The organism is Novosphingobium gossypii, from assembly GCF_050433305.1.
In the GTDB taxonomy this organism is placed as follows: Bacteria; Pseudomonadota; Alphaproteobacteria; order Sphingomonadales; family Sphingomonadaceae; genus Novosphingobium; species Novosphingobium gossypii.
Genome location: NZ_JBNPXM010000001.1, coordinates 1,042,064 through 1,063,747 on the forward strand (window position 1 = coordinate 1,042,064; position 21,684 = coordinate 1,063,747).

The following is a 21,684-nucleotide window of genomic DNA, read 5'->3' on the forward strand; positions in this document are numbered from 1 at the left end:
AACCCTTTAGTCAGATCAAACGGTAACTGAGTTACAAGCACTCGGTTGACGAGCCGCTACATTCCTCTGCTACAATGTCAGCATCGAGCGGCGCCATCCGATTGATATGAACTGCGGTTTTGCTGGGGCACAAAAACTTGGATGCGGCTCCTGCCGCCCCAGCCAGCATCCAAGCCATTCTCCAACGATGACGCGCGGGTCGCATGAAGTGGTTCCGCCGGGCCGTTCGCCACGTAGCGCCATCACCCACCTGTTTCGTCCGCCGAAACAGGTGCTTCGGGTTGAAGGCAGCGCCCTGCCCGCGCTAGAGGAGGTTTACAGCCGCAGTCGAATGGCGAGAGTTTCCTAGATGGCTGATGACGCGATTATTGCGCAGCTTGAACAACGGCTTGCCTTTGCCGAGGCGGCCATGCGCGATGGCGCTGCACAACTGGAGATCGCGCGCGCGAGCGAGCGTCGGCATCAGGCGCTGGTCAATGCGATAGACGATGCCGTGTGCGTCATCGAAGTCATTGATGCGGACGATACAGCCAGGCGGGACTATCGCTTCCTGCAGGCCAATATCGCGTTCGAACGGCAGACCGGCATCGTCGATCCGGTGGGCCGCACCGCTCGCGCGCTGGTGCCCAAACACGAGCAATACTGGTTCGACACCTTCTGCCGCATCGCCCGGACCGGCAATGCCGAGCGCTTCGAAGACCGGGCCGAGGCGTTGGGACGGTGGTACGAAGTCTATGCCGCGCCTTTTGGCAGTCCTGACGAACGGCAACTGATCGTCGTCTTCCGCGATGTGGCGCAGCGCAAGATGGCAGAGGCCGCCCTGCGCACGAGTGAGCAGCATCTGCAGGGCCTGCTGGCAGAACTGCAGCACCGGGTGCGCAATATCCTGACGGTCATTCGCTCGGTCTTTGCGCGCACGGTCGATGCAGGCGGCGCGATCGAAGAGATTGCGGATCATTTCAAGGGACGCCTCGACAGCCTGGCGCGTACGCAGCTGCTGGTCGCGCAAAGCGGACGGCGCGCCATCGACCTTGAAAACCTGATTCGCGATGAACTTCTGAGCGCGGGCGCCAGCGATGGTCCCGATCTGGTGATACAGGGGGACGAGGTGGCTCTCGACCCGGATGTGGCAGAGGCGCTCGGCCTGGCCATTCACGAACTGACCACGAACGCATTGAAGTACGGCGCGCTGAGGTTCCCTGCGTCAAGGCTCGACATACGGTGGAGCATCCATGGCGCCGCAGGTGCCGCGCCCATGCTGGATCTGGAGTGGCGTGAGGTTGGGGTTCCGGCCATTGCGGCGCGCCCGGCCCGCCGGGGCTTCGGTTGCGAACTGATCGAGAATGCCTTGCCGTATAGGCTGAATGCCGAGACCCGGCTGGAGTTCAGGGGCGGTGGTATTCACTGCTCGCTGCGTATTCCCCTGGCGCAAGGCCGCGAGATGCTCCCTTATATCGAAACATAGAGGACGTCGCTTCAGCCCGCTGAGTTCAGATCGTCCAGCCATTGTCGTGGGCTCAGCCGGTCTGTCGGTTCGATGGTGGCCTTCATACTGTGAGCCATGATCTCCAGAGCCCAGCGCTTGCGCTCGGGCGTTGCACCGGCAACGGCATCTTCCGGCACCCACAAGGCATAGTCGCGCATGTGGGCATCGGCGGCCGTGAACAGCACGCAGATGTCCGCTGCTATCCCTGAAAGGATCAGACGCGTCACCCCCAGTCGGGGTAGCAGAACCGGCAGATTGGTAGCATAGAAGCCGGAAAACTGCGGCTTTATTATGAAATAGTCGTCCGCCGCAGGCCGCAGCATCGCAGCCACCGCGTGTCCGCTTTCAAGCGCTCTTTCCACCAGTCGTGAGCGTTCGGAATGCCACTCGTCGAAGTTGTCGTTGACGTAGATGACGGGCAGACCCTCGGCCTCCATCTGTTCGCGAAGGCGACGGGTGGCATGGGCCGCTTTGATCGCGTCTGGCAGCAGATCCTGCGCACCCTCGAAATCGAAGCGGTTCATCATGTCGATGATCAGCAGCGCGGCGCGCCCGCCGTCGCGGTCAGGCAGCCCCGCGTCGCTCATGTTCAGTCGTCCTCTTCCAGATCGCCGTTCTCGTCGACGAGATCCTCTATCGAGGCATCGTCGTCTTCGGCATCGATGTATTCCAGCGGGTTCAGGCCCAGTTCGGCGGCCACTTCAAGTTCCGTGGCGACGACCGTGGTTTCGTCTCCGCTTTCAAGTTCAATGACCGTCGTGCCGTCTTCGCGCCCTGCGGAAAGATGGACCACGTCATCGGGATCGATCTGGATTTCTTCGCCGTCGGGTGTTTCGAAAGTGGCAGTGGGCATGTCTCGCTCCATTGGGCTGGCTGTTAATGACGCTCGAACACCGATCGGCGGTGGGTGTTCCGGCGCAGTATCGATCGACGATGCCCATCTTGATCCATTTGAACGGATCAGGGGCGATAGTGCTTTCCCGCCGTTTCATACCCCGGATGACGACCATCCATCACCAGAGGAAAGGTACGACAATGCCCGGAGGTGGCGAATACGAACCGCAGGACTCCCGCAAGGTTACCGGAACGAGCGGCGATCCATCGAAATCCTGGCGGCAGCAGGAAGACCCGCGCGAAGGACGCGGTGAATACGAACCGCGCGATCAACGCAACGTAACCGGCCAGCCAACGCAGGAGCGCGACCGCTGGCACAACGATCAGGCCGAGCCACCCAAGGCGGAAGGGCAGCCCGCCAAGGGTGTGCGTGAAGCGGAGCCGCCGCCGGCAACCGACGAATAGACCGGCCGCGGGGGCGGCGTCAGGATGTGCCGCCCGTCGCCATCTGTCCGGGCGCTTCCTCCTGCTCCTTCACATCCTGATGCCAGATGTTGCGTCCGACGAAGATCGCCACGATCAGCGCCAGAACGATGGCAACGACCGTGATCGCCGCTCTGCCCTTGCGGCGGGAACCGGGATCGCTGGGGTCGCGGCGTCCGTTGTTTTGCATGTCTCTTCCTCTTTTTCCGGATGGGAACTGAAGACAAGACGGCAGCCCCGGTTGCCTATGAACAACCTGGGATAAGGCAGCACACAGGCGATCGGTCAGGCTGCGGCAACGGTTCTGCGAGGAGCGTCGTCCGGCGCACCATATGTGTCATGGGCAAGCCGGTCGAGCGCTGCGGGTTGCAGGATGTGCAGCGTCTTGCCGCTGAAGCGAAGCAGCCCGCGATTGCGCAAGTCGCCCAGCACCCGGTTGACGTGGACCGGGGTCAGGCCAACGACATCGGCGATGTCCTGCTGCGTCAGGGGGATCGTGCAGCGCCCATCCACCACCCGGTCCAGCGCCGCCATCCGTCGGTGCAGCGCCATGAGCAGGTCGCCTACACGTTCCAGCGCGGTCTTGCGGCCAAGGCCGATGATCCACGACACCTGCCGCCGATGCGTTTCAAGCACCGCGCCCAGCAGCTTCATCACACCGTCACCCGGCTTGGAGTGGACGCCCGCGATGGGGATGGCCTTTGCCGTCACCGGAGTGAGCGCCACGATCGGAAGATCCGCTTTGCCGGACAGAAGCCAGTGGGGCTCGCAGTAGTCACCGGGCAGGAACAGCCCGGTGATCTGTCGCCGACCGTCCGGCAGGAGGCAGTAGCTGCAGGCCCACCCTTCCTCGATCTGGAGGATGGCCGTCTGCGCGTCATCCTTGTGCGCTACATGTTCATGGCGACGAAACTGACGGAACCGTGCCGTCTCCGAATCTCGATACATCGATCGTCTCCCAACATGTTGCCGAAGTGTTTGAGATACGCGTCATCCCCGGCAGCAGGGCTGACCTATGTTATCGGCCAGAATTGTTCAGGACGACTTGATGATCTGGCGCGATGATCTGATCGGGATTGCAGTTGTGGTTCAGAATTCGTGCAGCAATCCAGCAGGCCGCGGGCTGATCCAGATCAATGTCGAAGCCCGTTTGGGGAACGACCGACATTCGCATGCGGTTTCCACTAGGCAAAGATAAAGGACTTTGACCTATGACCAAGGACGTTAATCCTTCCACCACTCCGCGTGGCACGTTCGGCGATGCGCGTCCGGACGATGAAAACGACTCGCGCACAAAGGGCGCGCAGAAGCCGGAAAAGGTAGAGGATCGCCCGCTTGTCAACGAAGTCGATCCGGAGGATTACCCGCAGCAGGAACGCAAGGACGGCGACCTGACCCGCTGACCTTGGCGGGCAGGTCTGCCGGCCTACTCCATCAGGCTCAGCAGGCCGTCGATGGAGCAGGTGGCGAAGCCCACGGTGCTGTCTGAAATACCGTAGGGGATCAGCAATCCGTCCCCTACCTTAAGGGCGCCGCAAGTGTAGATCACGTTCGGCACGTAGCCCGACCTGTCGGCATTCTCCGCCGTCAGGACGGGCTCGGAGGTTCGCGCCAGAACCCTGGACGGATCGTCCTTATCCAGCAGCGCGCATCCCAGCGAATACTTGCGCATGGCTCCTACGCCGTGCGTGAACAGCAGCCATCCTTCGTCGATCAGGATGGGGCTGCCGCAGTTGCCGATCTGGATGAATTCCCAAGGGTATTTCGGCTCCATCAGGAGCACGCCCTCGTCGTCCCATTCGTTCACGCGGTCGGATCGTAGCAGGAACAGGTTCTTGCCATCCTGCCTTCCCACCATCGCGAACCGGCCATCGACCTTTTCGGGGAACAGGGCCATGCCCTTGTTGCGACCGGCGGCGCCACGGATCGGCTCCAGCTCGAAATCGCGGAAATCGCGCGTGCGCAGCAATTCGGAACGGATCGAACTGCCGGAATAGGCGGTATATGTCCCGATCCACTCATAGTCGCCGCCGCCATGATCGAACCGCACCAGTCGCAGATCCTCCAGCCCGCCGCGCTGTTGCTCGGTGATGGGGAATATGACGGTGTTGGACAGGCTGGAATCGACATGCCGGTGCACCGAGACGCAGCAGTCCGCGTCCACCTGCTCCTCTTCGTTCAGTTCGACCGACGTGGCGAAGGCCGCCTGCGGCCAGAGGCGAAAATCGCCGTCGCTCTCGGCGATGCCTTCGCGAAATGCGATGGAGCTGATGTGCCCCTCACCCACGGCGCGGAGGCTCATGATAAAACGCACGCAACCGTCCTGAAGGCCGGACTGGTCCGGCGAAGGGACGATGGAGGGGTTCATCAGCGCCGCTGCGGCGAACGTATATTCGTGGCAGAAATAGGATCCGATCAGGCGCTGGCGCGTAACCGAAAACCGTTCCGCATCAAGGCCCAGATTGGCGGCGACTTCGGCGAACCTGTCGGCAAAGATGCATTCTGTCTGCCAGTGGCGCTCCTTGAAGTCCGCCAGCACGCGGGCATATTCCAGCGCCGCGCGTTCCTCTGTCAGGCCGGCGACGTCATCCACCAGCTTCATGGCACGGCCGCCTGGCGCGTTCTTCGCCTGCCATCCCAGATGGAACGGGCGAATGACCACTCTGGACGGATCGGCATGCAGCCGGGTCTCGAAGATGCGCAACGGCTCTGACCAGACGTTTTCAGGCCGGTTCAATCAGTCCTCCTTCGACGGGCAGAAGAGAGTCGGCGTTGCCCATTTTCATAAGCGCATAATACGACAACTGGAAGGCCAGGATTGATTCCGCTCCGCAATTGGCATTGGCCCCGCGCGGAGTGACCCCGTCGCGGCATCGGCCCGTAGCCATGTCGGCCAGAACCACGCCGCGATCGTTGTCACCGAAGAACCAGCGCCAGGCGGCATCGGCATGGGCTGGCCAGAACCTGTCCCGGCTCACCTGCGAAGCGGAATATGCCGCCTCTATCGCCGCCTGCGCCTCAAGCGGCTGCTGGTCGAACGGGAGGTAGGCATAGGCCTTGTGGAAGCTCTCCGAACCGATCGGACGGAAACGTTCTTCGGCGGAAACCTGCTGGTCGCAGATCCAGCGCAGCGTCTCCAGCCCGGCGTCCACCCATTCCTTCTGGCCGGACACGGTTCCCGCTTCGATCAGTGCCTGTGACAGCCGCGGGTTGTCGTAGCCCAGAACGGCCTCGAACCATGCCCAGTCGGGCCGGCGACCTTCGCCCAGCAGGCGCATCAGGATGTCGCCGCCACGCTGCGCCACCTCCTGCGAGGGGGCGTGCGCGGGATCGCTGCGCAGCACGGCGCAGGCGCCCAGCATCGCAAAGGCGATGGCACGGGGCGATCCCAGCGATTCTGCGATGCCGACAACTTCGTCGTAGAGGTGCCGCGCCCATTCGGCCACGGCAGGATCGGGCGATCGCTCGATCGTCTGCCCCAGCGCCCAGAGCGCGCGCCCGTTGGCATCCTCTGATCCTTCGTCCTCGCACCAGCTACGGTCGAAGCGCATGAAGTTGCGGAAGCGGCGCAGGTCCGGGTTCCAGGCGGACTGGATGAAGGCGGCATAGACCAGCGTCCGGTCGGTACGCTGTTCGGGCTGCATTCCTTCGGCAAGGTTCATCAGCATCAGCGCGCGGGCGTTGTCGTCCAGGCAGTATCCATGCCGTCGGTCGGGCACGATGCCGATCGAATGCTGGAGCATGCCGGTGCCGTCGCTCATGGCGAGGACTGCGGAAATGCCGGGCATCGTGTGCTTGGCACGGTTATCGGCCGGACGTGGCACTGCATTGTCCACCAGCCGCGCCGACGCCTCCGCGAAACGCGGCCAGATCGTTTCGCGTCCCCGCGTGAAGGCGCGCAGTTGCATGGCGGTCATGTCCTCGGGCGCATTGAGCAACGCAGTCACCGCTTCGGCGATGGCGGCTTCGGAATGCGGCTCGATCAGGCGACCGACGCCGTCGGCAAGCAGTTCCTGCGCGTGAACGTAAGGGGTTGAGATTACCGCCTTGCCCAGCGCCACCGCATAGCTCAGCGTGCCTGAAGTCGCCTGTTGCAGCCCCGGATAAGGCGTAAGGTAGATATCGCACGCTTCGAGATGGTCGAGCAGTTCGGGCGTATCGAGGAACCTGTTGTCCCATTCGACATGCTTGCCTACGCCCAGGTGTTCGGCCAGCGCGACCAGATCTTCGCGATACCGCTCGCCCTCCTGCGCAACCAGATTGGGATGCGTGGCTCCCACGATGCGGTAAAGGACATCGGGATGACGCCGCACGATTTCAGGCAGGGCACGGATGGCATGCTCCAGTCCTTTGCCCGGACCGATCAGCCCGAAGGTCATCAGCACCTTGCGCCCCTGCAGGCCCAGCCGCGCCTTGAACTCCTCCTGCCGGCCGAACGGGCGGTCGGGGGCGCCATGCTCGATCACTTCCACGATCTCACCCGGCGCGCCATACTGCGATTGCAGCAGATCGCGGGCACGGTGGGACATGACCATGATACGCGACGCCCGTGTCACCAGATGCGCCAGGATCGCGCGCTGCCGCTCGGATGGTTCACTCAGCACGGTATGCAGTGTCAACACCAGCGGCGCGGCAATGCGATCGACAAGATCGATCACCATCTGGCCGTCGGGACCGCCGAAGATGCCGTATTCGTGCTGCAGCCATACAGCATCGACACCCGCGGAGTTTATCTGCCCCGCGACCTGAGCGTAGGCATCCGCATCGTCGCGCGCGATGGTCCCTGCAACGCCGGAGTAGGCCAGCGGCGCAGCCGGATCGTCCAGCGCGTGCACGTCGATGGCGATCTCAGGGTAATACTCGCGCAGCTTTTCGCAGATGTCCGTGGTGAAGGTCGCTATGCCGCACTTGCGCGGGGCATAGTTGCCGATCAGGGCAATGCGGAGAGGACGGACAGCGGCGGCAGCTGCTGGTGTTCCGAACAGCGGAAGCACCCGGGCGACCTCGTGACCGAACTCCATATCCTGGGAAAGTGGCAGGTGAGCCATTCAGCAACCGTCAATGAGAGGAAAGTGTTGCCCGTTTAATTCCAGGAGGCCGGATCAGTTGCAGGGCCGACCTAAAAACGTCACACCCTGCCGCTGAGCGCTCGCGAACATACAACATAGGTTGAGTTCCGCGATCATCGTAGAGCGCTTATGGGCGAGCGCCACGCCGCTTATCCTTCGACTGAAACCTTGAGCGCGACCAGCCGCTCTCCGAGGTCGTCGGTCACTTCCATGCGCCATACGGAATGATCTTCGACGAGCGTGTTCTGCTCCAGCATGACTTCGGCCATGTACCTGACGGCCAGGGCACGGGCAGCGCGCAGGTCGGCGAGTTCCACTCCGCGCTCGTCCCTGCTGGGATGCCCGTTCCAGACATTGAAGTGATAGACAGGCAAGGTCGGTGCTCCTTGGCGTGCCGGTTCCGACGGCGGTAATTTCAATTAGCCAATGCACTTGGCTCCAACCGGGTTCCCCTGCGCAGGGCAGCAATGCGCATGCGCGGAAACATCTGCGCCCTCCGGACATTCCAGCAATACCCGCCATCGTTGCACGGCTGCCCGTGTTGCGGCGGCGCAACGCTCAGCATGATCGGAACCGCGCGCCTTGTCCCAGTCCAAGACCTCTGCAACAGGTCAGTTCGTCCGGCGATTGCTGCTGCGTTCTGCCTTGACGGCAGAGGAGCAGGACGCGCTTCTGGACCTGCCTGGCCGCGTCCTCCAGGTCGGACGCGGTCACCAGCTCGTGGTGCCGGGAAATCCGGTGGATCATGCCACGCTGCTGATAGACGGGCTGCTGGGCCGTTATGACCAGATGGTCGATGGCAGCCGACAGATCACCACCCTGCACATTCCCGGTGACATGTCGGATCTGCACTCGGTCCCGTTGCCCGTCCCGGCATGGGGTATCGAGGCCTTGGCGCCGTCCACCGTGATGCAGGTGCCGCACCAGGCCGTACGTGCCCTTGCGGCGGCTTTCCCGCCGATCCTTATGGCGTTCTGGCGCGATACGGTTACCGACGCTTCGATTCTTGCCAAATGGACCGCAAACCTTGGCCGTGCGGATGCCGCAGCCCGGCTGGCGCACCTGATCTGCGAGATCGGTGTCAGGCTGGAAGTGGCGGGCCTCGGCCGCCGCGAGCGGTTCGCCCTGCCGCTGACACAAGGCCACATGGCCGACATTCTCGGCATCACGTCGGTGCACGTCAATCGTACCCTCATGGGCCTTCGGCAGTCCAATGGGCTGCTGGTGTCGGGCGGGTTCGTGGAAACCGAAGACTGGCGCGGGCTCGCCAAGCTGGCTGGGTTCGATCCGGAATATCTGCTGTTGGAAAACGTCTACGCGGATTGATCCGCAACGCCCCGCGCGAAAGACCGCGCAGCATCACTTTCGCACCATTGTTTTTCATCAATTCGAACCGGTCGGAGCGAATTTCATGACCGGTTTAACCTAGATTGTAGAGGGCCATAGCGCCTTCCCCCTACATGAGCGCAGCACTGTTTCCGCGACCGGCGGAGACAGCGTTGCCCGATAACACCGCTTTCCGATGGAAGCGCAGTATCCATGGAGGAGACGAGAATGGCTGGCCCGCTCGCCGGCAAGCGTATTCTGATCGTCGAGGATGAATATTTCATCGCCTCCGACCTGACGAATGCGATGACGGATGAAGATGCCTCGATCATCGGGCCGACCGGCGACATCGCCGAGGCCACGCGGCTCATCGCCGAGGAGGCGCCCGATGCGGTCATTCTCGATGTCAACCTGAACCAGAACAGCGCCTACCCCCTTGCCACCGACCTGCAGAAGCGTGACATACCGTACATATTCCTGACGGGGTATGATGCTTCGTACCTGCCTGCAGAGTTCAGCTCTGTCCCGGTGGTGGCCAAGCCGTTCGCGATGCAGGCAGTGATCGATGCGGTAGGACGGATCATCGGGCCGCCGCCATTATGATCAGCCGCACAGAGGCTGACTCACTGCCGCCTGCCGTTCGCCTCCTTGCCCGGTTGTCGCCGCTTGGCAAAGACGACCTCGCGATGCTGTGCGAAGCAGCCGGCGACCAGCGTCAGGTCATCAGCCGCAAGGAAATCGAGCGGGAAGGCACTCCGGTGAAGTATCCCCGGCTGCTGCTGCGCGGCTGGGCTGCGCGGGTACGGCAACTGGCCGACGGTCGGCGCCAGCTGCTGAGCTTCGTGCTGCCCGGCGACCTCATCGGTCTGTGCGCCCAGCCGCGCCCGCTGGCCGTGACGACGGTGATCGCGCTCAGCGACGTGGCGTGGTGCATCGCTCCATCTCCCGGTATTTCAGCGCAACTGGCCGATGCCTATGCCACGGGTCTTGCGCTGGAAGAGGCCTATCGTCTGGCGCAGATTTGCAGGCTGGGAAGGCTCAACGCACAGGAGCGGATGGGCGACCTGTTGCTGGAACTGCTCGAACGGCTGAGCCTTGCCGGGCTGGCGGACGAAAACGGTTTCGACCTGCCCCTGACGCAGGAAATGCTGGCTGATGCGTTGGGCCTGACCCCGGTGCATATCAACCGCACCCTGCAGCAGATGCGCCGCGCGGGCGATATCGACTGGAAGGGCGGTCGGCTGACCATCCATGATCCCGCCACGCTGGCTGCCAAGGTCGGGCGCGAACCGGTCAGGGTTTCAGGCTGACTGGCCCTTCGCGAAACTTGATCCATGTTGGCGTGACGTCAGGCGGGCGAAGGCTTCTTCCCTGATCACGGCAACCTAACCCGGACCTCCTTCGTAGACATGGCATCCACCTGGCGCGCACCAGCCGCCCGCCATTTCTACAGGAGACCCCATGGCCGATCGCCTTGCGCTGCAGGACCCCCGCCACCAGTATCCCCGCCCGCCCTTCCCCGAACAACCGCAAACAGCGCCCGGTGTCGCCGCGCAGATGAACCCCCGGCCCGACCACGGCGAGGAAAGCTATGTCGGGGCGGGCAAGCTGGTGGGGCGCAAGGCCCTTGTCACAGGCGGCGATTCCGGCATCGGGCGGGCGGCCGCCATCGCCTTTGCCCGCGAAGGAGCCGACGTCGCCATATCCTATCTGCCGGACGAGGAAACCGACGCGCGGGAAGTCATCGCCCTGATCGAAGCGGAAGGCCGAAAGGCCGTGGCGCTGCCCGGCGACATCACTGACGAAGCCTGGAGCAGGCAGCTGGTGGAGGACGCCGTCAGCGGCCTCGGCGGTCTGGACATTCTGGTCGTCAACGCCGGGCGCCAGCAGTTCCGCGAAGACGTAAGCCAGGTGAGTTCGGAAGATTTCGACCGGACGCTGAAGACCAATCTCTATGCCCTGCACTGGATCGCGCAGGCCGCAGTGCCGCACCTTCCCGCCGGTGCATCGGTCATCACCACCGCATCGGTGCAGGCCTACGAGCCGTCCGACATCCTGCTGGACTATGCCACCACCAAGGCGGGCATCGTGGCGTACACCAAGGCACTCGCAAAGCAGCTGATGGAAAAAGGCATCCGCGCCAATGTCGTCGCGCCCGGACCGTTCTGGACGGTGCTGCAGCCAAGTGGTGGGCAGCCCCAGGAAAAGGTCGCGAAGTTTGGTGAACAAAGTCGCTTCGGCAGGCCCGGCCAGCCGGTGGAGATTGCGCCGGTCTACGTGCTGCTCGCCTCGCAGGAAGGCAGCTACATCACCGGCGAGGTCTATGGCGTGACGGGCGGCGCGGGCATCGCCTGACCCGGTGCGGCGGCCAGGCGCCGCCGCATACCCTCTGCACAGACGCACCTTCCACACGCCAAGGATCCATCCATGACGCTGCAACCGCCTCTTCCCTATTCCGCATCGACCGAAGAATATCGCGACGATGAGCCCGAAACTCTCGACAGCCTGAACCGGTCCTTCGACGAGATCCTGCACACCACTTCGGAGCATTACGGCCATGCCGTGCGTGCGGTTCATGCCAAGGCGCACGGCATCCTCGAAGGGACGTTCACCGTCGATCCCGGTCTGCCGCCTGAACTGGCGCAGGGGCTGTTCGCGTCTACCGGCACCCACAAGGCTTACCTGCGGATATCCACCAATCCCGGCGACATCCTCGACGACGCGATCGCACTGCCGCGCGGGATTGCCCTGAAGGTGCTCGACGTGGAAGGAGAACGGCTGCCCGATGCGGAAGGCGCCACGCAGGATTTCATCATGGTCAACGGCCCGGTCTTCACGGCGCCGGACGCCACCAAGTTCGCCGGCAACCTGAAGCTGCTGGCCAAGACGACGGATCGCGCCGAAGGTGCCAAGGTCGCCGCGTCCAAGGTCCTGCAGGTCGTCAATGCCGCGCTGGGGGCAGCCGGTATGGAAAGCATCAAGCTGGCGGGCCTGGGCGGCGCGCCGCAGGTCGATCCTCTGGGCGAGACGTATTTCAGCGTTACCCCGTTTCTGTACGGTGCCTACGTCGCCAAGTTCCGCCTGCGCCCCGTAGCCCCCGCGCTGAAGGAGCTGACCGGCACCAAAGTCGACACCAGCGGTCGGCCCGACGCACTGCGCGAAACCATCCGCGAGGGCATGGCCACCATCGATGCGGAATGGGCCTTCGAAGTACAGCTGCAGCGCGATGCCGAACGGCAGCCTGTGGAGGACGCATCGGTGGAGTGGAAGGAAGAGGACACCCCGTTCCTGCGCGTGGCGACCTTGCGGATGCCCCGGCAGGACAGCTGGGATGCCGGGCGCGTGCGCGAAGTGGATGAGAACATGCGCTTCTCCGTCTGGACGGGGCTTGCCGCCCATCGCCCATTGGGCAACATCAACCGCGCACGGCGCGGGGCCTACCGGCATTCGGCAGACTTTCGGGCTGCCACCAACGGATGTCCTCTCCATGAACCCGCGGCATGAACCATCCACCTGATGCACGACGGCTGGCGTAACCCGTTGCAATCAGGCATCGAACCGCAGTGACCATCGAAGCCATCATCCTGCGCTACGGCGTCGCCGCGATATTCGTCGGAGCCGCCGTGGAAGGTGAAACGGTGGTCGTTCTGGGTGGAATACTCGCGCATCGCGGGCTGATCGATCCCATCGCCGCTGCAGCGGCTGCCGTGGCGGGCTCTTTCCTCGCGGACCAGACCCTGTTCCTGGCCGGGCGGCGGTTTCGCGGCACCGAACGGATGCAGCGCATCATCGGCCGGCCGACGTTCGCCCGCGCCATGGCGCGCCTGGAACGCCATCCCGTCATCTTCATCCTCAGCTTCCGCTTTCTCTACGGTCTGCGAACCGTCAGTCCCGTCGCGGTGGGGGTTTCGCAGGTTCCGGCATCCCGGTTCCTGCTGCTGAACGGCATCGCCGCCTGTATATGGGGGCCGTTGTTCACCAGCCTTGGCTATGCCTTCGGCGATGGCGTCGAGGCCGTCTTCGGTCGTGTTCGATCCATGGCGCACCTTCTGCTGGCCGGGCTGGCCGCAGCGGCGGTCATGTATCTGGTGATCCTGATCGTTCGATGGTGGCGAAGCAGACCGGATGCCGGTTCCGGTCGCTGAATAGTGCCGGGGTCGCAATGCGCAGACACGTACCATCTGCGCAATCGTCCAAACCAGGATCGGTTCATGCAACCGGCGTCCCTTCAAAGCATTTACCCCTAGGTAAGCAATCAAGGGGAATGCACATGGCAAGCGAATGCACAGCCTACCGCGACGCCAAGGGAGGACTGCACAGCAGCGCCGAACGCGCCACGCTGGAAGACCTCGCGGCGGTCCTCGGGCGGGTCGGAGACGAAGGCGGGATGACATCGGGCGTGGCCCGGATGATCCTGGAAAAGCGCTCCGAGATAGAGCGCATCCTTGCCGAACACGATGCGATGATCGCTGCCGGGCCGCATATGCTGCCGGGCGAAGCGACGCATATCCGAGCCGTCAACTGAAACTGCACAGATAACCTGCGCCGTCCCGCCCGCATCGGGACGGCGGTACTTCCCCGAACGGTTGCGAACGTCTATCAGGCTGGCCGACACCAGCAACTGATCCCTTCTTGACCGCAGATCCTCCTCCTTCCGCCGGACTTGAAGCGGCTTTTCTCGAGAACCGGGACAAGCTGCTGCGTTTTCTGCGCGCGCGCGGAGCGGGAGAGGCTGCCGAAGATCTGGTGCAGGAAGTCTGGCTGAAGATTTCTGCAAGCCGCCCTGGTCCGGTGGCGTCGCCGCTGTCCTACCTTTTCCGCACCGCCGACCTGCTGATGATCGATCGTTTCCGCTCGACCCGGCAGGCCGACGTGCGCGACCGCGACTGGACGGAAATAAACGCCGGCGATCCGCCCGGCGTCTCTGCCGAGCCTTCCGCCGAACGGCGCCTTGCCGCCGCGCAGGAAGCGGCGCGCGTGATGGCGCTGCTGGATGGACTGGGCCAGCGCGTGGCCGCGATCTTCCGCCGCCACCGTATCGACGGCACTGCGCAGAAAGTCATCGCCGCAGAGATGGGCATCAGCCTCAGCACCGTGGAGGCGGACCTGCGGATCGCCTACCGCGCGCTGGCCGAATGGAAGGATCGGTCGCAATGATGCTCCGCACGATTGCCGCTCCAAGGTTCCCGCGCATCGCCTCCGTCTTCGCCGGTGAAGGAGCGCCGCATGGCGAATGACGAACTGATACGAACCGAGGCGCTCGACTGGGCGGTGCGCGTGGGCGACCCTGCGTTTGCCGACTGGGAGGCGTTTACCCTCTGGCTCGAAGCCGACCCGGCGCACGGACGGGCTTACGACGCCGCGACGGCTGCGGTGGCGGATGCGGCCATGCTGCTGGCGGATGCCGGTCCCGCGAACGACGATCATGCAGCGGAAGCAGCCGGGCCGCCTCGCCGCCGTCGTCCGTGGCTGGCCACTGCCATTGCCGCGAGCATTGCGGTGGTCGGAGCCGTCTGGGCCTTCCAGGGCGAACGGCGCGAGCTTTATACCGTGCAGACCGCGCCGGGAGAAACCACGCACGTCATGCTCGACGCCGGAACCCAGATCGACCTTGCCGGCGGCACCGCCGTCGAGTTCGACCGGAAGGACAAGCGCTATGCCCGGCTTGCCCATGGGCAGGCGCTGTTCACCGTGCGCCACGACGCCGCGCATCCGTTCGAGGTCACCGTTGGCGAGGCGCGGCTGGTGGACATCGGCACTGTCTTCGACGTGCGCAGCGATGCGCAGGGGTTGCGCGTGGCGGTGTCCGAAGGCGCGGTGCAGTTCGATCCCGACGGCGCCGACGCCCGCATATCGCCGGGCGAAGTGCTGCATCTGCCAGCCGGGGCCAGCGCCTATACCCTCACCCGCACGCCTGCCGAACAGGTCGGCGAATGGAAGGAGGGGCGCCTGACGTTCGAGGGAACATCGCTGGCCGACGTCGCCTTGCAGCTGAAACGCGCCACCGGCATCGACTACGTCGCGGCAGACGGCGGGGCTCCGGTGTCCGGTTCGATCCTGGTCGCGCCGCTGCGCAAAGATCCCGCTTCGATCGGGCCGCTGCTTGGGCTTTCGGTGCGCTCCGACAAGGGACGCTGGGTGATCGGCGCGCGCTGAGGCGATGCGGACGGGCCTCTGGATCGCGGCGGCCATGGTGGCCATGCCCGCTACCGCCATCGCCAAAGATGCGATGGTGGAGACGCGGCGTGGCTCTGCCGGACAGGTCGCGATCGAACTGGCACGGCAGACCGGGTCCAGCATCGTCGTGGCCGATCCCGCCGTCGCCCGCCGCGCGGTGCCCGCGATACGCGGCCACATGAGCGTGGCAGAGGCCGTGCGCAGGCTGGCCGACAAGGCAGGCGGCCGCGCGATCGCCGTCGCGCCGGGCGCCTGGCGGATCGAGGCGGGCCGGGTGCCGCGTCCCGTCCCCGTCCGGCCCGTGCTGGTGCGCCCCCTGCCCATCCCGACCGACGCGGCTGCGACAAGCCCGATCGTCGTCGTCGCCTCCAAGCGCGACCTGACGCTGGGCGAGATTCCGGGACAAGTCTCCATCCTCGACGGCGAAAGCCTTGAGGCAGGCGGCGTCGGCGGAACGGAAAAGATCACCCAGCGCGTCGCCACGGTCACCTCCACCCACCTGGGCAGCGGACGCAACAAGCTGTTCATCCGGGGCATCGCCGATTCCAGCTTCACCGGGCCGACGCAGGCCACCGTGGGCCAGTATCTGGGCGACCTGCGCCTCAGCTACAACGCCCCCGATCCCGACCTGCGGCTGTCCGACATGGCGCGCGTGGAAGTGCTGGAGGGGCCGCAGGGCACGCTTTACGGTGCCGGGTCGCTGGGGGGCATCATCCGGCTTGTTCCCAATCCGCCGGTCATGAGCGAAACCAGCGGCTCGATCGCGCTGGGCGGTTCGCTGACGCAGGGCGGAGCGCCCGGCGGGGACGGCGCGGCGATGGTCAATCTGCCCGTCAGCGAAACGATTGCCCTGCGCGCCAACATCGATGCGGCGACGCTGGGCGGATACATCGACAAGCCGGTGCTGGGCCGCAACAACGTCAACCGCACACGCATCCTAGGCGGACGCGCGGCGCTTCGGGCGAACGTGGCGCCGGACTGGACGGTCGACGTAATCGGCCTTGGCCAGTCCACCGACGCGCGCGACAGCCAGTACGCCGGGCGCGACGTCCAGCCGCCGCTCACCAGCAACGCACGGGTGCGCGAAGGTTCGGATGCCGATTACGCGATGGGGCAGCTGGTGATTTCCGGGCGCATCGGATCGGTGCGCGTGCGCTCCACCACGGGCGCGGTGCGCCAGCATCTGGAAGAGCGCTACGACGCGACCGTCGATCCGGAGCAGCCGCGCCTGTTCTCGCAAGGGAACCGCACGCGGATGATCGCGCACGAAACGCGCCTGTGGCAGCCGGAAACGAACGGCTTCGGCTGGCTCGTCGGGGCCAGCTATACCCACAACCGCACAGTCCTGACCCGCAGCTTCGAGGAACTGGGCACCACCACCGCAAGCACCGGCGTGCGCAACACCATCGACGAAGTAACGCTCTACGCCGAAGGCAGCCTGCGCATCCGCCGGGGCCTGACCGCAACGGCGGGCGGAAGGCTCACTCATTCGCGGCTGGGCGGCGAAGGCGAGGACGTGATGCCCGCCCTCTCCTTTGCCAGCGCGAGGGCACGCGCAGCGGTTACGGCGGATCGCTCGACCACCACCGTGCTCCCATCACTGGCGCTGAATGCCCAGGTGCTGGACGAAACGGCGCTCTACATGCGCTATCAGGAAGGCTTCCGCCCCGGCGGCTTCGCGATCGAAAGCGACTATGTGCGCCGCTTCCAGAGCGACCGGACGCGGACATGGGAATTCGGCCTCAAGCATGGCAGACCCGGCATCAGCCCCTTCGATCTGGCCGCCAGCGTATCATACACACGCTGGCAGGACATCCAGGCGGACTTCATCGACAATTCCGGCCTGCCCAGCACCGCCAACATCGGCGATGGCCGCGTGTGGTCTGCCAGCGTCACGGGCGGCGTCGAACTGGCGCAGGGGCTGAGGCTGGAGGCCGGGGCCACCTGGAACCGCAGCAAGGTGGACCAGCCTCCCGTCGAACTGCTCGGCCTCGTGGCCCGCACGATGGGTTCTGCCGAGGCTTTCGGCGGCTCGCTGCTGGACGCGACGCTGGCGCGCTCCATGCAGGTGCCCAATATCGCGCAGTTTTCCGGCCGCCTGAGCCTGAACTGGACGCGAGAGATCGGGGACAACCTGCGCCTGAACGCCAACGGCTGGGCCAGCTATGTCGGCAAGTCGCGCCTTGGCATCGGTCCGGAACTGGGCGACCCGCAGGGAGACTATCTCGACAGCGGCGCCGACCTGCGCATCGGGACCGAGCGCTACGGCGTCACGCTGTCCCTCCAGAACCTCACCAATTCGCGGGGCAACCGCTTCTCTTTAGGCACGCCGTTCGGCACCGGCCGCGACCAGACTACCCCCTTGCGCCCCAGAAGCGTGCGGCTGGGGCTCGACGCGCGGTTTTAATTCCGGCGGCAGGAACTTTTTTCCAAGGCTCTTTCATGACGCTTCCGTCTCAAAGGTCAGACTACAGACCTTAAAGGGACGATGATGCCTTCCCACATGACTGCCAGGACCCTGCTTGCCACCACGGCGGCGCTCGCCATCACGACCGGCGCGCATGCAGAGGACGTGAAGACCAAGCTGACTTCGCCCATCCGCACCTCCACGATCAGGAACGGCGGCGCAGATGCCATCTCCATCACCAAGGACGGTTCGGTCGTCCTGACCAGCGGAACCGCGGTTACGCAGGACAGCAACCACGCCGTCACCAACGCGGGCACCATCACCGTCACCAATTCGGACGGCGCCAACGGCATCCTGTCAACATCGGGCGCGGGCGATATCGTCAACACCGGCACCATCACGGTGGACGAGACGTATGCCCCCACCGACACCGACAAGGACGGCGATCTCGACGGCCCCTTCGCGCTGGGCTCCAACCGCACCGGCATCCGCACGCAAGGTGCGCACGCCGGCAAGATCACGCAAAGTGGCACTATCACCGTCAAAGGCAACGATTCCGCCGGCATCCGCCTTGGCGGCACGCTGACCGGCAACTTCACGCATGACGGCACCACCACCGTTCTGGGCGACCGCAGCGTCGGCGTTTCGGCGCAGCAGATCGACGGCAACGTGCGGCTGGCGGGCACCGTCACCGCGCAGGGCAAGGACGCCATCGGCGCGCGCTTTGCCGGTGACGTAAATGGCGCGATGGTCGTGCAGGGTACGGTGTCGTCGACCGGCTATCGCACGACCACGCCCCCCGCCGACCCCTCCAAGCTCGACGCTGACGACCTGTTACAGGGCGGCTCTGCCCTGATCGTGGAGGGCAACGTCAGCGGCGGCATCGTCCTGGCCGCCGCGCCCAAGGCGGATCCGGCCAAGCCTGATTCGGATGGAGACGGCATCGACGACAGCAAGGAAGGTACGGCCAAGGTCGTCTCCTTCGGCAGCGCCGCCGCGATGCAGGTCGGCGCGACGGACCGCGCGGTCACCATCGGCCCCGTCGCGGGCACCGCAAGCAAGTTCGGCCTTATCATCGAAGGCACAGTGGACGGACAGGGCCTCTATTCCGGCGTGGCTGCGAACGGCCTCGTCATCGGCGGGCGCGGCGGCGCGGTGACGATTGCCAACGGCATCGGCATTTCCGGCACTGTCAACGCCACGGCGGCGGGCGCAAACGCCACGGCCCTTCGCATCGGCTCCGGCGCGACGACGCCGCTGCTGCAGAACACCGGGACCATCTCAGCCGGTTCAGGCAATGCCGACAACGCGCTGGCCACCGCCGTGCGGATCGACGCGGGCGGCAACCTTCTAACGATCAGGAACAGCGGCACGATCAAGGCGGTCGCGGGCGAAAAGGGTTCCGCCACCGCGATCTCGGATGCCAGCGGTACTCTCTCGCTGGTCGAGAACGCGGGCACGATCTCCGCCACCGGGGCCAAGGACGGCGTGCGCAATGTCGCCATCGACCTGACCGCGGCAACCGGAGACGTCACCGTACGCCAGACGCAGGTGGCCTCCGGCTTCACCGCCCCCTCCATCGTCGGCGACGTGCGCTTTGCAGGTGGCAACGATACGCTGGACCTTGCCGACGGCACGCTGGCAGGTTCGGTATCGTTCGGCGCGGGCAACAACACGCTGCAACTGTCGGGCGATGCGGCGCAGACGGGCGCAGTGTTGTTCGGGTCGGGCAATGATACGGTCAGCCTGGCCGGAACGTCCAGCTACAGGGGCGCGATGGACTTCGGTGGCGGCGCTGACACCCTTACGCTGGCGGGAAGCGCTTACTTTGGCGGCTCCATCGCCAACAGCGCACAGCTTGCAGTCAAGGTTTCCGGCGGCGTGCTGGACATCAACAAGCCCGCATCCATCGCATCGCTGGACGTGGGCGCCACCGGCACCCTGCTGGTGACACTGGACAAGTCCGCAGGCGCCGGTTCGGCATACACGGTTGCGGGCAACGCCGCGTTCGCGGAAGGGTCGAAGCTGGCCATCCGCCTGGCCGACGTGGCAACGGCAGAGGGCAGCTATCAGGTACTCAGTGCCGGCAGCCTGACTGGCCGCGACAAGCTGGCGACCAACAGCGACCTTGTGCCTTTCATGTTCAAGGCCGAACTGGACAAGACCGCCGCCGCGAACACCATCGTCGTCGATGTATCGCGCCGCACGGTCAGCGAACTGGGCCTCAACCGCTCGGGCGCATCGGCCTATGATGCGGTGTTCAAGCAGATCGGCAAGGACGACAAGGTCGAGCAGGTGTTCCTTGGCATCACCAACGGCGACGCCTTCCGCGCCGCCGTGGGCCAGATGCTGCCCGACCACGCGGGCGGCGCCTTCGAAGGGATCAGCCTGGGTACGCGCGCTCTGGCCCGCCAGATGCAGGATCCGCAGGGACCGATCATCGGCAGCAGCCGCTTCAGCACCACCATCAACATGGCGATCTGGGGCAGCGACCGTAAGACGGGCCAGACCGCGGCTTACAAACTGAGCGGCTATGCCTGGTCCGCTACCGGGGAATACCGGACCGGCATCGGCCGGTTTGGCGCGACGGTCGCCTACATCGACAACAACCACAAGAACGGCTCGGTGTCCGAAGTGAAGGGCAAGGCGTTCGAACTGGCGGCGCACTGGCGCGGCAAGTTCGGCCCCGTCGCTGCCTTCGCGCGCGGATCGATGGGCAAGGCGGACTTCGACGGCACCCGCAGCTTCTACGGCGTGATCGGTTCCGAAAACGTGACCCGCACGATGGACGCCAGCTGGAACGGCGACTTCGTCACGGCGACAGGCGGCGTTTCGGTTGAGGGCGGTTCGCAGTTCTTCTTCTTCCGCCCCGGCGTCACGGTCGATTATGTGCGCCTGAAGGAAGACGGCTATACCGAAACCGGCGGCGAGAAGCTGAACCTGACAGTCGCGGGCCGCAAGAGCGACGAACTGGCGGTGAACCCCAGCATGACCGTGGGCGTCGATTTCCTGGGCATGAAGGCGCAGGACGAAAACTGGTTCCGCGTCGAAACCGAAGGCGGCTGGCGCGAGATCGTCAGCGGCGGTGTAGGCGCCACGACCGCCCACTTCGAAGGCGGCCAGAACTTCACGCTTGAGGGCGACGGCGCCACCAGCGGCTGGTTCGCCCGCCTGCGCGCTATCGGCGGCTCGTCCGGCTTCACGATGGGCGGCGAAGTCTCTGCCGAAGACCGGCACGGACGGGTCGATCTGGCACTGCGCGGCTCTGTCACGATCGGATGGTGAGCATGAAAAGGACGACGAACATGATCAGCAAAGAACGCGGGCGCGGACCACTCCTCTGCGCCATCGTTCTGGGCGCCGCGCTGCTTTCCAACTGCACCCCCCGCGTGCAGCCCGGCGCCCCTTCCCTTCCCGCCGCACCGTCGGTTGCCGACGCAGAGGAAATCCGCATATCGCGCGGTCCCTGCTTCGGCTTCTGCCCCGTCTATTCGATCGCGGTGGCGCCCGGCGGACAGGTGCAGTTCACCGGAGAGCGCCACACCACCGTGATCGGCACGCGATCGCGCACGGTAGGTCCGGCAGGGTACGAGGCGGTGCGCAAGTCCCTTGCCCCGCTTCGCCCGGCTTCGGGCACGACGCAGGACTTCGCCTGCGATGCTGCCGCCACCGACATGTCGCAGGTGACCGTCGAATGGGTATCTGCCACAGGCGCGCGCACCGGGTTTTCCTACAACATGGGTTGCCGATCGCCCAAGGGCTTGGAAATCAACCGCACGGTTGAGGAACAACTGCAGAAGCTGGATGGAGAAGGCTGGGCGGCGCAGAAAACCTGGCCCGGAGCCACACGCGGATAAGCACCCCCGCGCGGCGGCGCCTGCGGTTCCGTATCAAATCATTGC

At 65.0% G+C, this 21,684-nt stretch carries 22 protein-coding genes; 15 read left to right on the forward strand and 7 right to left on the reverse strand.

Translation table 11 applies throughout. The annotated features are described in order from the left end of the window. The first annotated feature begins 349 nt into the window (after positions 1-349). Positions 350-1,465, forward strand: coding sequence for a sensor histidine kinase (locus tag GGR40_RS05300; protein WP_429275117.1), 1,116 nt, complete (start codon positions 350-352; stop codon positions 1,463-1,465). Between the two features lie 11 nt (positions 1,466-1,476). On the opposite strand, the gene GGR40_RS05305 is transcribed toward GGR40_RS05300, so the two are convergent. Together GGR40_RS05305 and GGR40_RS05310 are read right to left on the reverse strand one after the other, a co-directional pair. Next, positions 1,477-2,073, reverse strand: a complete 597-nt coding sequence (locus tag GGR40_RS05305; RefSeq protein WP_429275118.1) for a cysteine hydrolase family protein — start codon at positions 2,071-2,073, stop codon at positions 1,477-1,479. 2 nt (positions 2,074-2,075) lie between these two features. After that, complete coding sequence (locus GGR40_RS05310) at positions 2,076-2,339, reverse strand: hypothetical protein (RefSeq protein ID WP_429275119.1); 264 nt, start codon at positions 2,337-2,339, stop codon at positions 2,076-2,078. Between the two features lie 182 nt (positions 2,340-2,521). Here GGR40_RS05310 and GGR40_RS05315 point away from each other — a divergent pair, with 182 nt between their 5' ends. After that, positions 2,522-2,785 carry a hypothetical protein gene (locus tag GGR40_RS05315; protein ID WP_429275120.1) on the forward strand — a complete coding sequence of 88 codons (264 nt, stop codon included), beginning with the start codon at positions 2,522-2,524 and terminating at the stop codon, positions 2,783-2,785. 19 nt (positions 2,786-2,804) lie between these two features. Here the strand turns inward: GGR40_RS05315 and GGR40_RS05320 are convergent, their stop codons facing one another. After that, complete coding sequence (locus GGR40_RS05320) at positions 2,805-2,993, reverse strand: hypothetical protein (RefSeq protein WP_429275121.1); 189 nt, start codon at positions 2,991-2,993, stop codon at positions 2,805-2,807. 95 nt (positions 2,994-3,088) lie between these two features. Continuing rightward, positions 3,089-3,751, reverse strand: a complete 663-nt coding sequence (locus GGR40_RS05325) for a Crp/Fnr family transcriptional regulator (protein WP_429275122.1) — start codon at positions 3,749-3,751, stop codon at positions 3,089-3,091. Between the two features lie 263 nt (positions 3,752-4,014). On the opposite strand from GGR40_RS05325, the gene GGR40_RS05330 reads away from it, so the two are divergent. Beyond that, entirely contained in the window at positions 4,015-4,206 is a 192-nt protein-coding gene (locus GGR40_RS05330; protein WP_429275123.1) for a hypothetical protein, read from the forward strand. 23 nt (positions 4,207-4,229) lie between these two features. Here the strand turns inward: GGR40_RS05330 and GGR40_RS05335 are convergent, their stop codons facing one another. The 3 genes from GGR40_RS05335 to GGR40_RS05345 all read right to left on the reverse strand — a co-directional run bounded on the left by GGR40_RS05335 (position 4,230) and on the right by GGR40_RS05345 (position 8,246). After that, positions 4,230-5,540 carry a glycoside hydrolase family 130 protein gene (locus tag GGR40_RS05335; RefSeq protein ID WP_429275124.1) on the reverse strand — a complete coding sequence of 437 codons (1,311 nt, stop codon included), beginning with the start codon at positions 5,538-5,540 and terminating at the stop codon, positions 4,230-4,232. Further along, entirely contained in the window at positions 5,527-7,824 is a 2,298-nt protein-coding gene (locus GGR40_RS05340; protein ID WP_429275125.1) for a glycosyltransferase, read from the reverse strand. Before GGR40_RS05340 ends, GGR40_RS05335 begins: the two co-directional genes overlap by 14 nt. A gap of 197 nt (positions 7,825-8,021) precedes the next feature. Then, positions 8,022-8,246 (reverse strand): DUF6894 family protein, encoded by a 225-nt coding sequence (locus tag GGR40_RS05345; protein WP_429275126.1) that lies wholly within the window; start codon positions 8,244-8,246, stop codon positions 8,022-8,024. Positions 8,247-8,454: 208 nt separating this feature from the next. On the opposite strand from GGR40_RS05345, the gene GGR40_RS05350 reads away from it, so the two are divergent. From GGR40_RS05350 to GGR40_RS05405, 12 genes are all read left to right on the forward strand, one after another. Next, complete coding sequence (locus GGR40_RS05350) at positions 8,455-9,198, forward strand: Crp/Fnr family transcriptional regulator (RefSeq protein WP_429275127.1); 744 nt, start codon at positions 8,455-8,457, stop codon at positions 9,196-9,198. A gap of 228 nt (positions 9,199-9,426) precedes the next feature. Further along, positions 9,427-9,801, forward strand: a complete 375-nt coding sequence (locus GGR40_RS05355; RefSeq protein WP_429275128.1) for a response regulator — start codon at positions 9,427-9,429, stop codon at positions 9,799-9,801. An 83-nt stretch (positions 9,802-9,884) separates the two neighbouring features. Then, positions 9,885-10,508 carry a Crp/Fnr family transcriptional regulator gene (locus GGR40_RS05360; protein ID WP_429275129.1) on the forward strand — a complete coding sequence of 208 codons (624 nt, stop codon included), beginning with the start codon at positions 9,885-9,887 and terminating at the stop codon, positions 10,506-10,508. Positions 10,509-10,659: 151 nt separating this feature from the next. Beyond that, positions 10,660-11,553, forward strand: a complete 894-nt coding sequence (locus GGR40_RS05365) for an SDR family oxidoreductase (RefSeq protein WP_429275130.1) — start codon at positions 10,660-10,662, stop codon at positions 11,551-11,553. A gap of 72 nt (positions 11,554-11,625) precedes the next feature. Further along, positions 11,626-12,702, forward strand: coding sequence for a catalase family protein (locus tag GGR40_RS05370; protein ID WP_429275131.1), 1,077 nt, complete (start codon positions 11,626-11,628; stop codon positions 12,700-12,702). A 59-nt stretch (positions 12,703-12,761) separates the two neighbouring features. After that, entirely contained in the window at positions 12,762-13,343 is a 582-nt protein-coding gene (locus GGR40_RS05375; RefSeq protein ID WP_429275132.1) for a DedA family protein, read from the forward strand. Positions 13,344-13,468: 125 nt separating this feature from the next. Continuing rightward, positions 13,469-13,723, forward strand: a complete 255-nt coding sequence (locus GGR40_RS05380; protein WP_429275133.1) for a hypothetical protein — start codon at positions 13,469-13,471, stop codon at positions 13,721-13,723. Positions 13,724-13,830: 107 nt separating this feature from the next. Beyond that, on the forward strand, positions 13,831-14,355 hold the full coding sequence (locus GGR40_RS05385; protein WP_429275134.1) for an RNA polymerase sigma factor: 525 nt from the start codon (positions 13,831-13,833) through the stop codon (positions 14,353-14,355). Positions 14,356-14,424: 69 nt separating this feature from the next. Further along, positions 14,425-15,354 carry a FecR family protein gene (locus GGR40_RS05390; protein ID WP_429275135.1) on the forward strand — a complete coding sequence of 310 codons (930 nt, stop codon included), beginning with the start codon at positions 14,425-14,427 and terminating at the stop codon, positions 15,352-15,354. Between the two features lie 4 nt (positions 15,355-15,358). Next, positions 15,359-17,782: a TonB-dependent receptor gene (locus GGR40_RS05395; protein WP_429275136.1), complete on the forward strand. Its 2,424-nt coding sequence runs from the start codon at positions 15,359-15,361 to the stop codon at positions 17,780-17,782. 96 nt (positions 17,783-17,878) lie between these two features. Continuing rightward, positions 17,879-21,067 (forward strand): autotransporter outer membrane beta-barrel domain-containing protein, encoded by a 3,189-nt coding sequence (locus GGR40_RS05400; RefSeq protein WP_429275137.1) that lies wholly within the window; start codon positions 17,879-17,881, stop codon positions 21,065-21,067. 20 nt (positions 21,068-21,087) lie between these two features. Further along, positions 21,088-21,639 (forward strand): DUF6438 domain-containing protein, encoded by a 552-nt coding sequence (locus GGR40_RS05405; protein ID WP_429275138.1) that lies wholly within the window; start codon positions 21,088-21,090, stop codon positions 21,637-21,639. Positions 21,640-21,684: the final 45 nt, after the last annotated feature.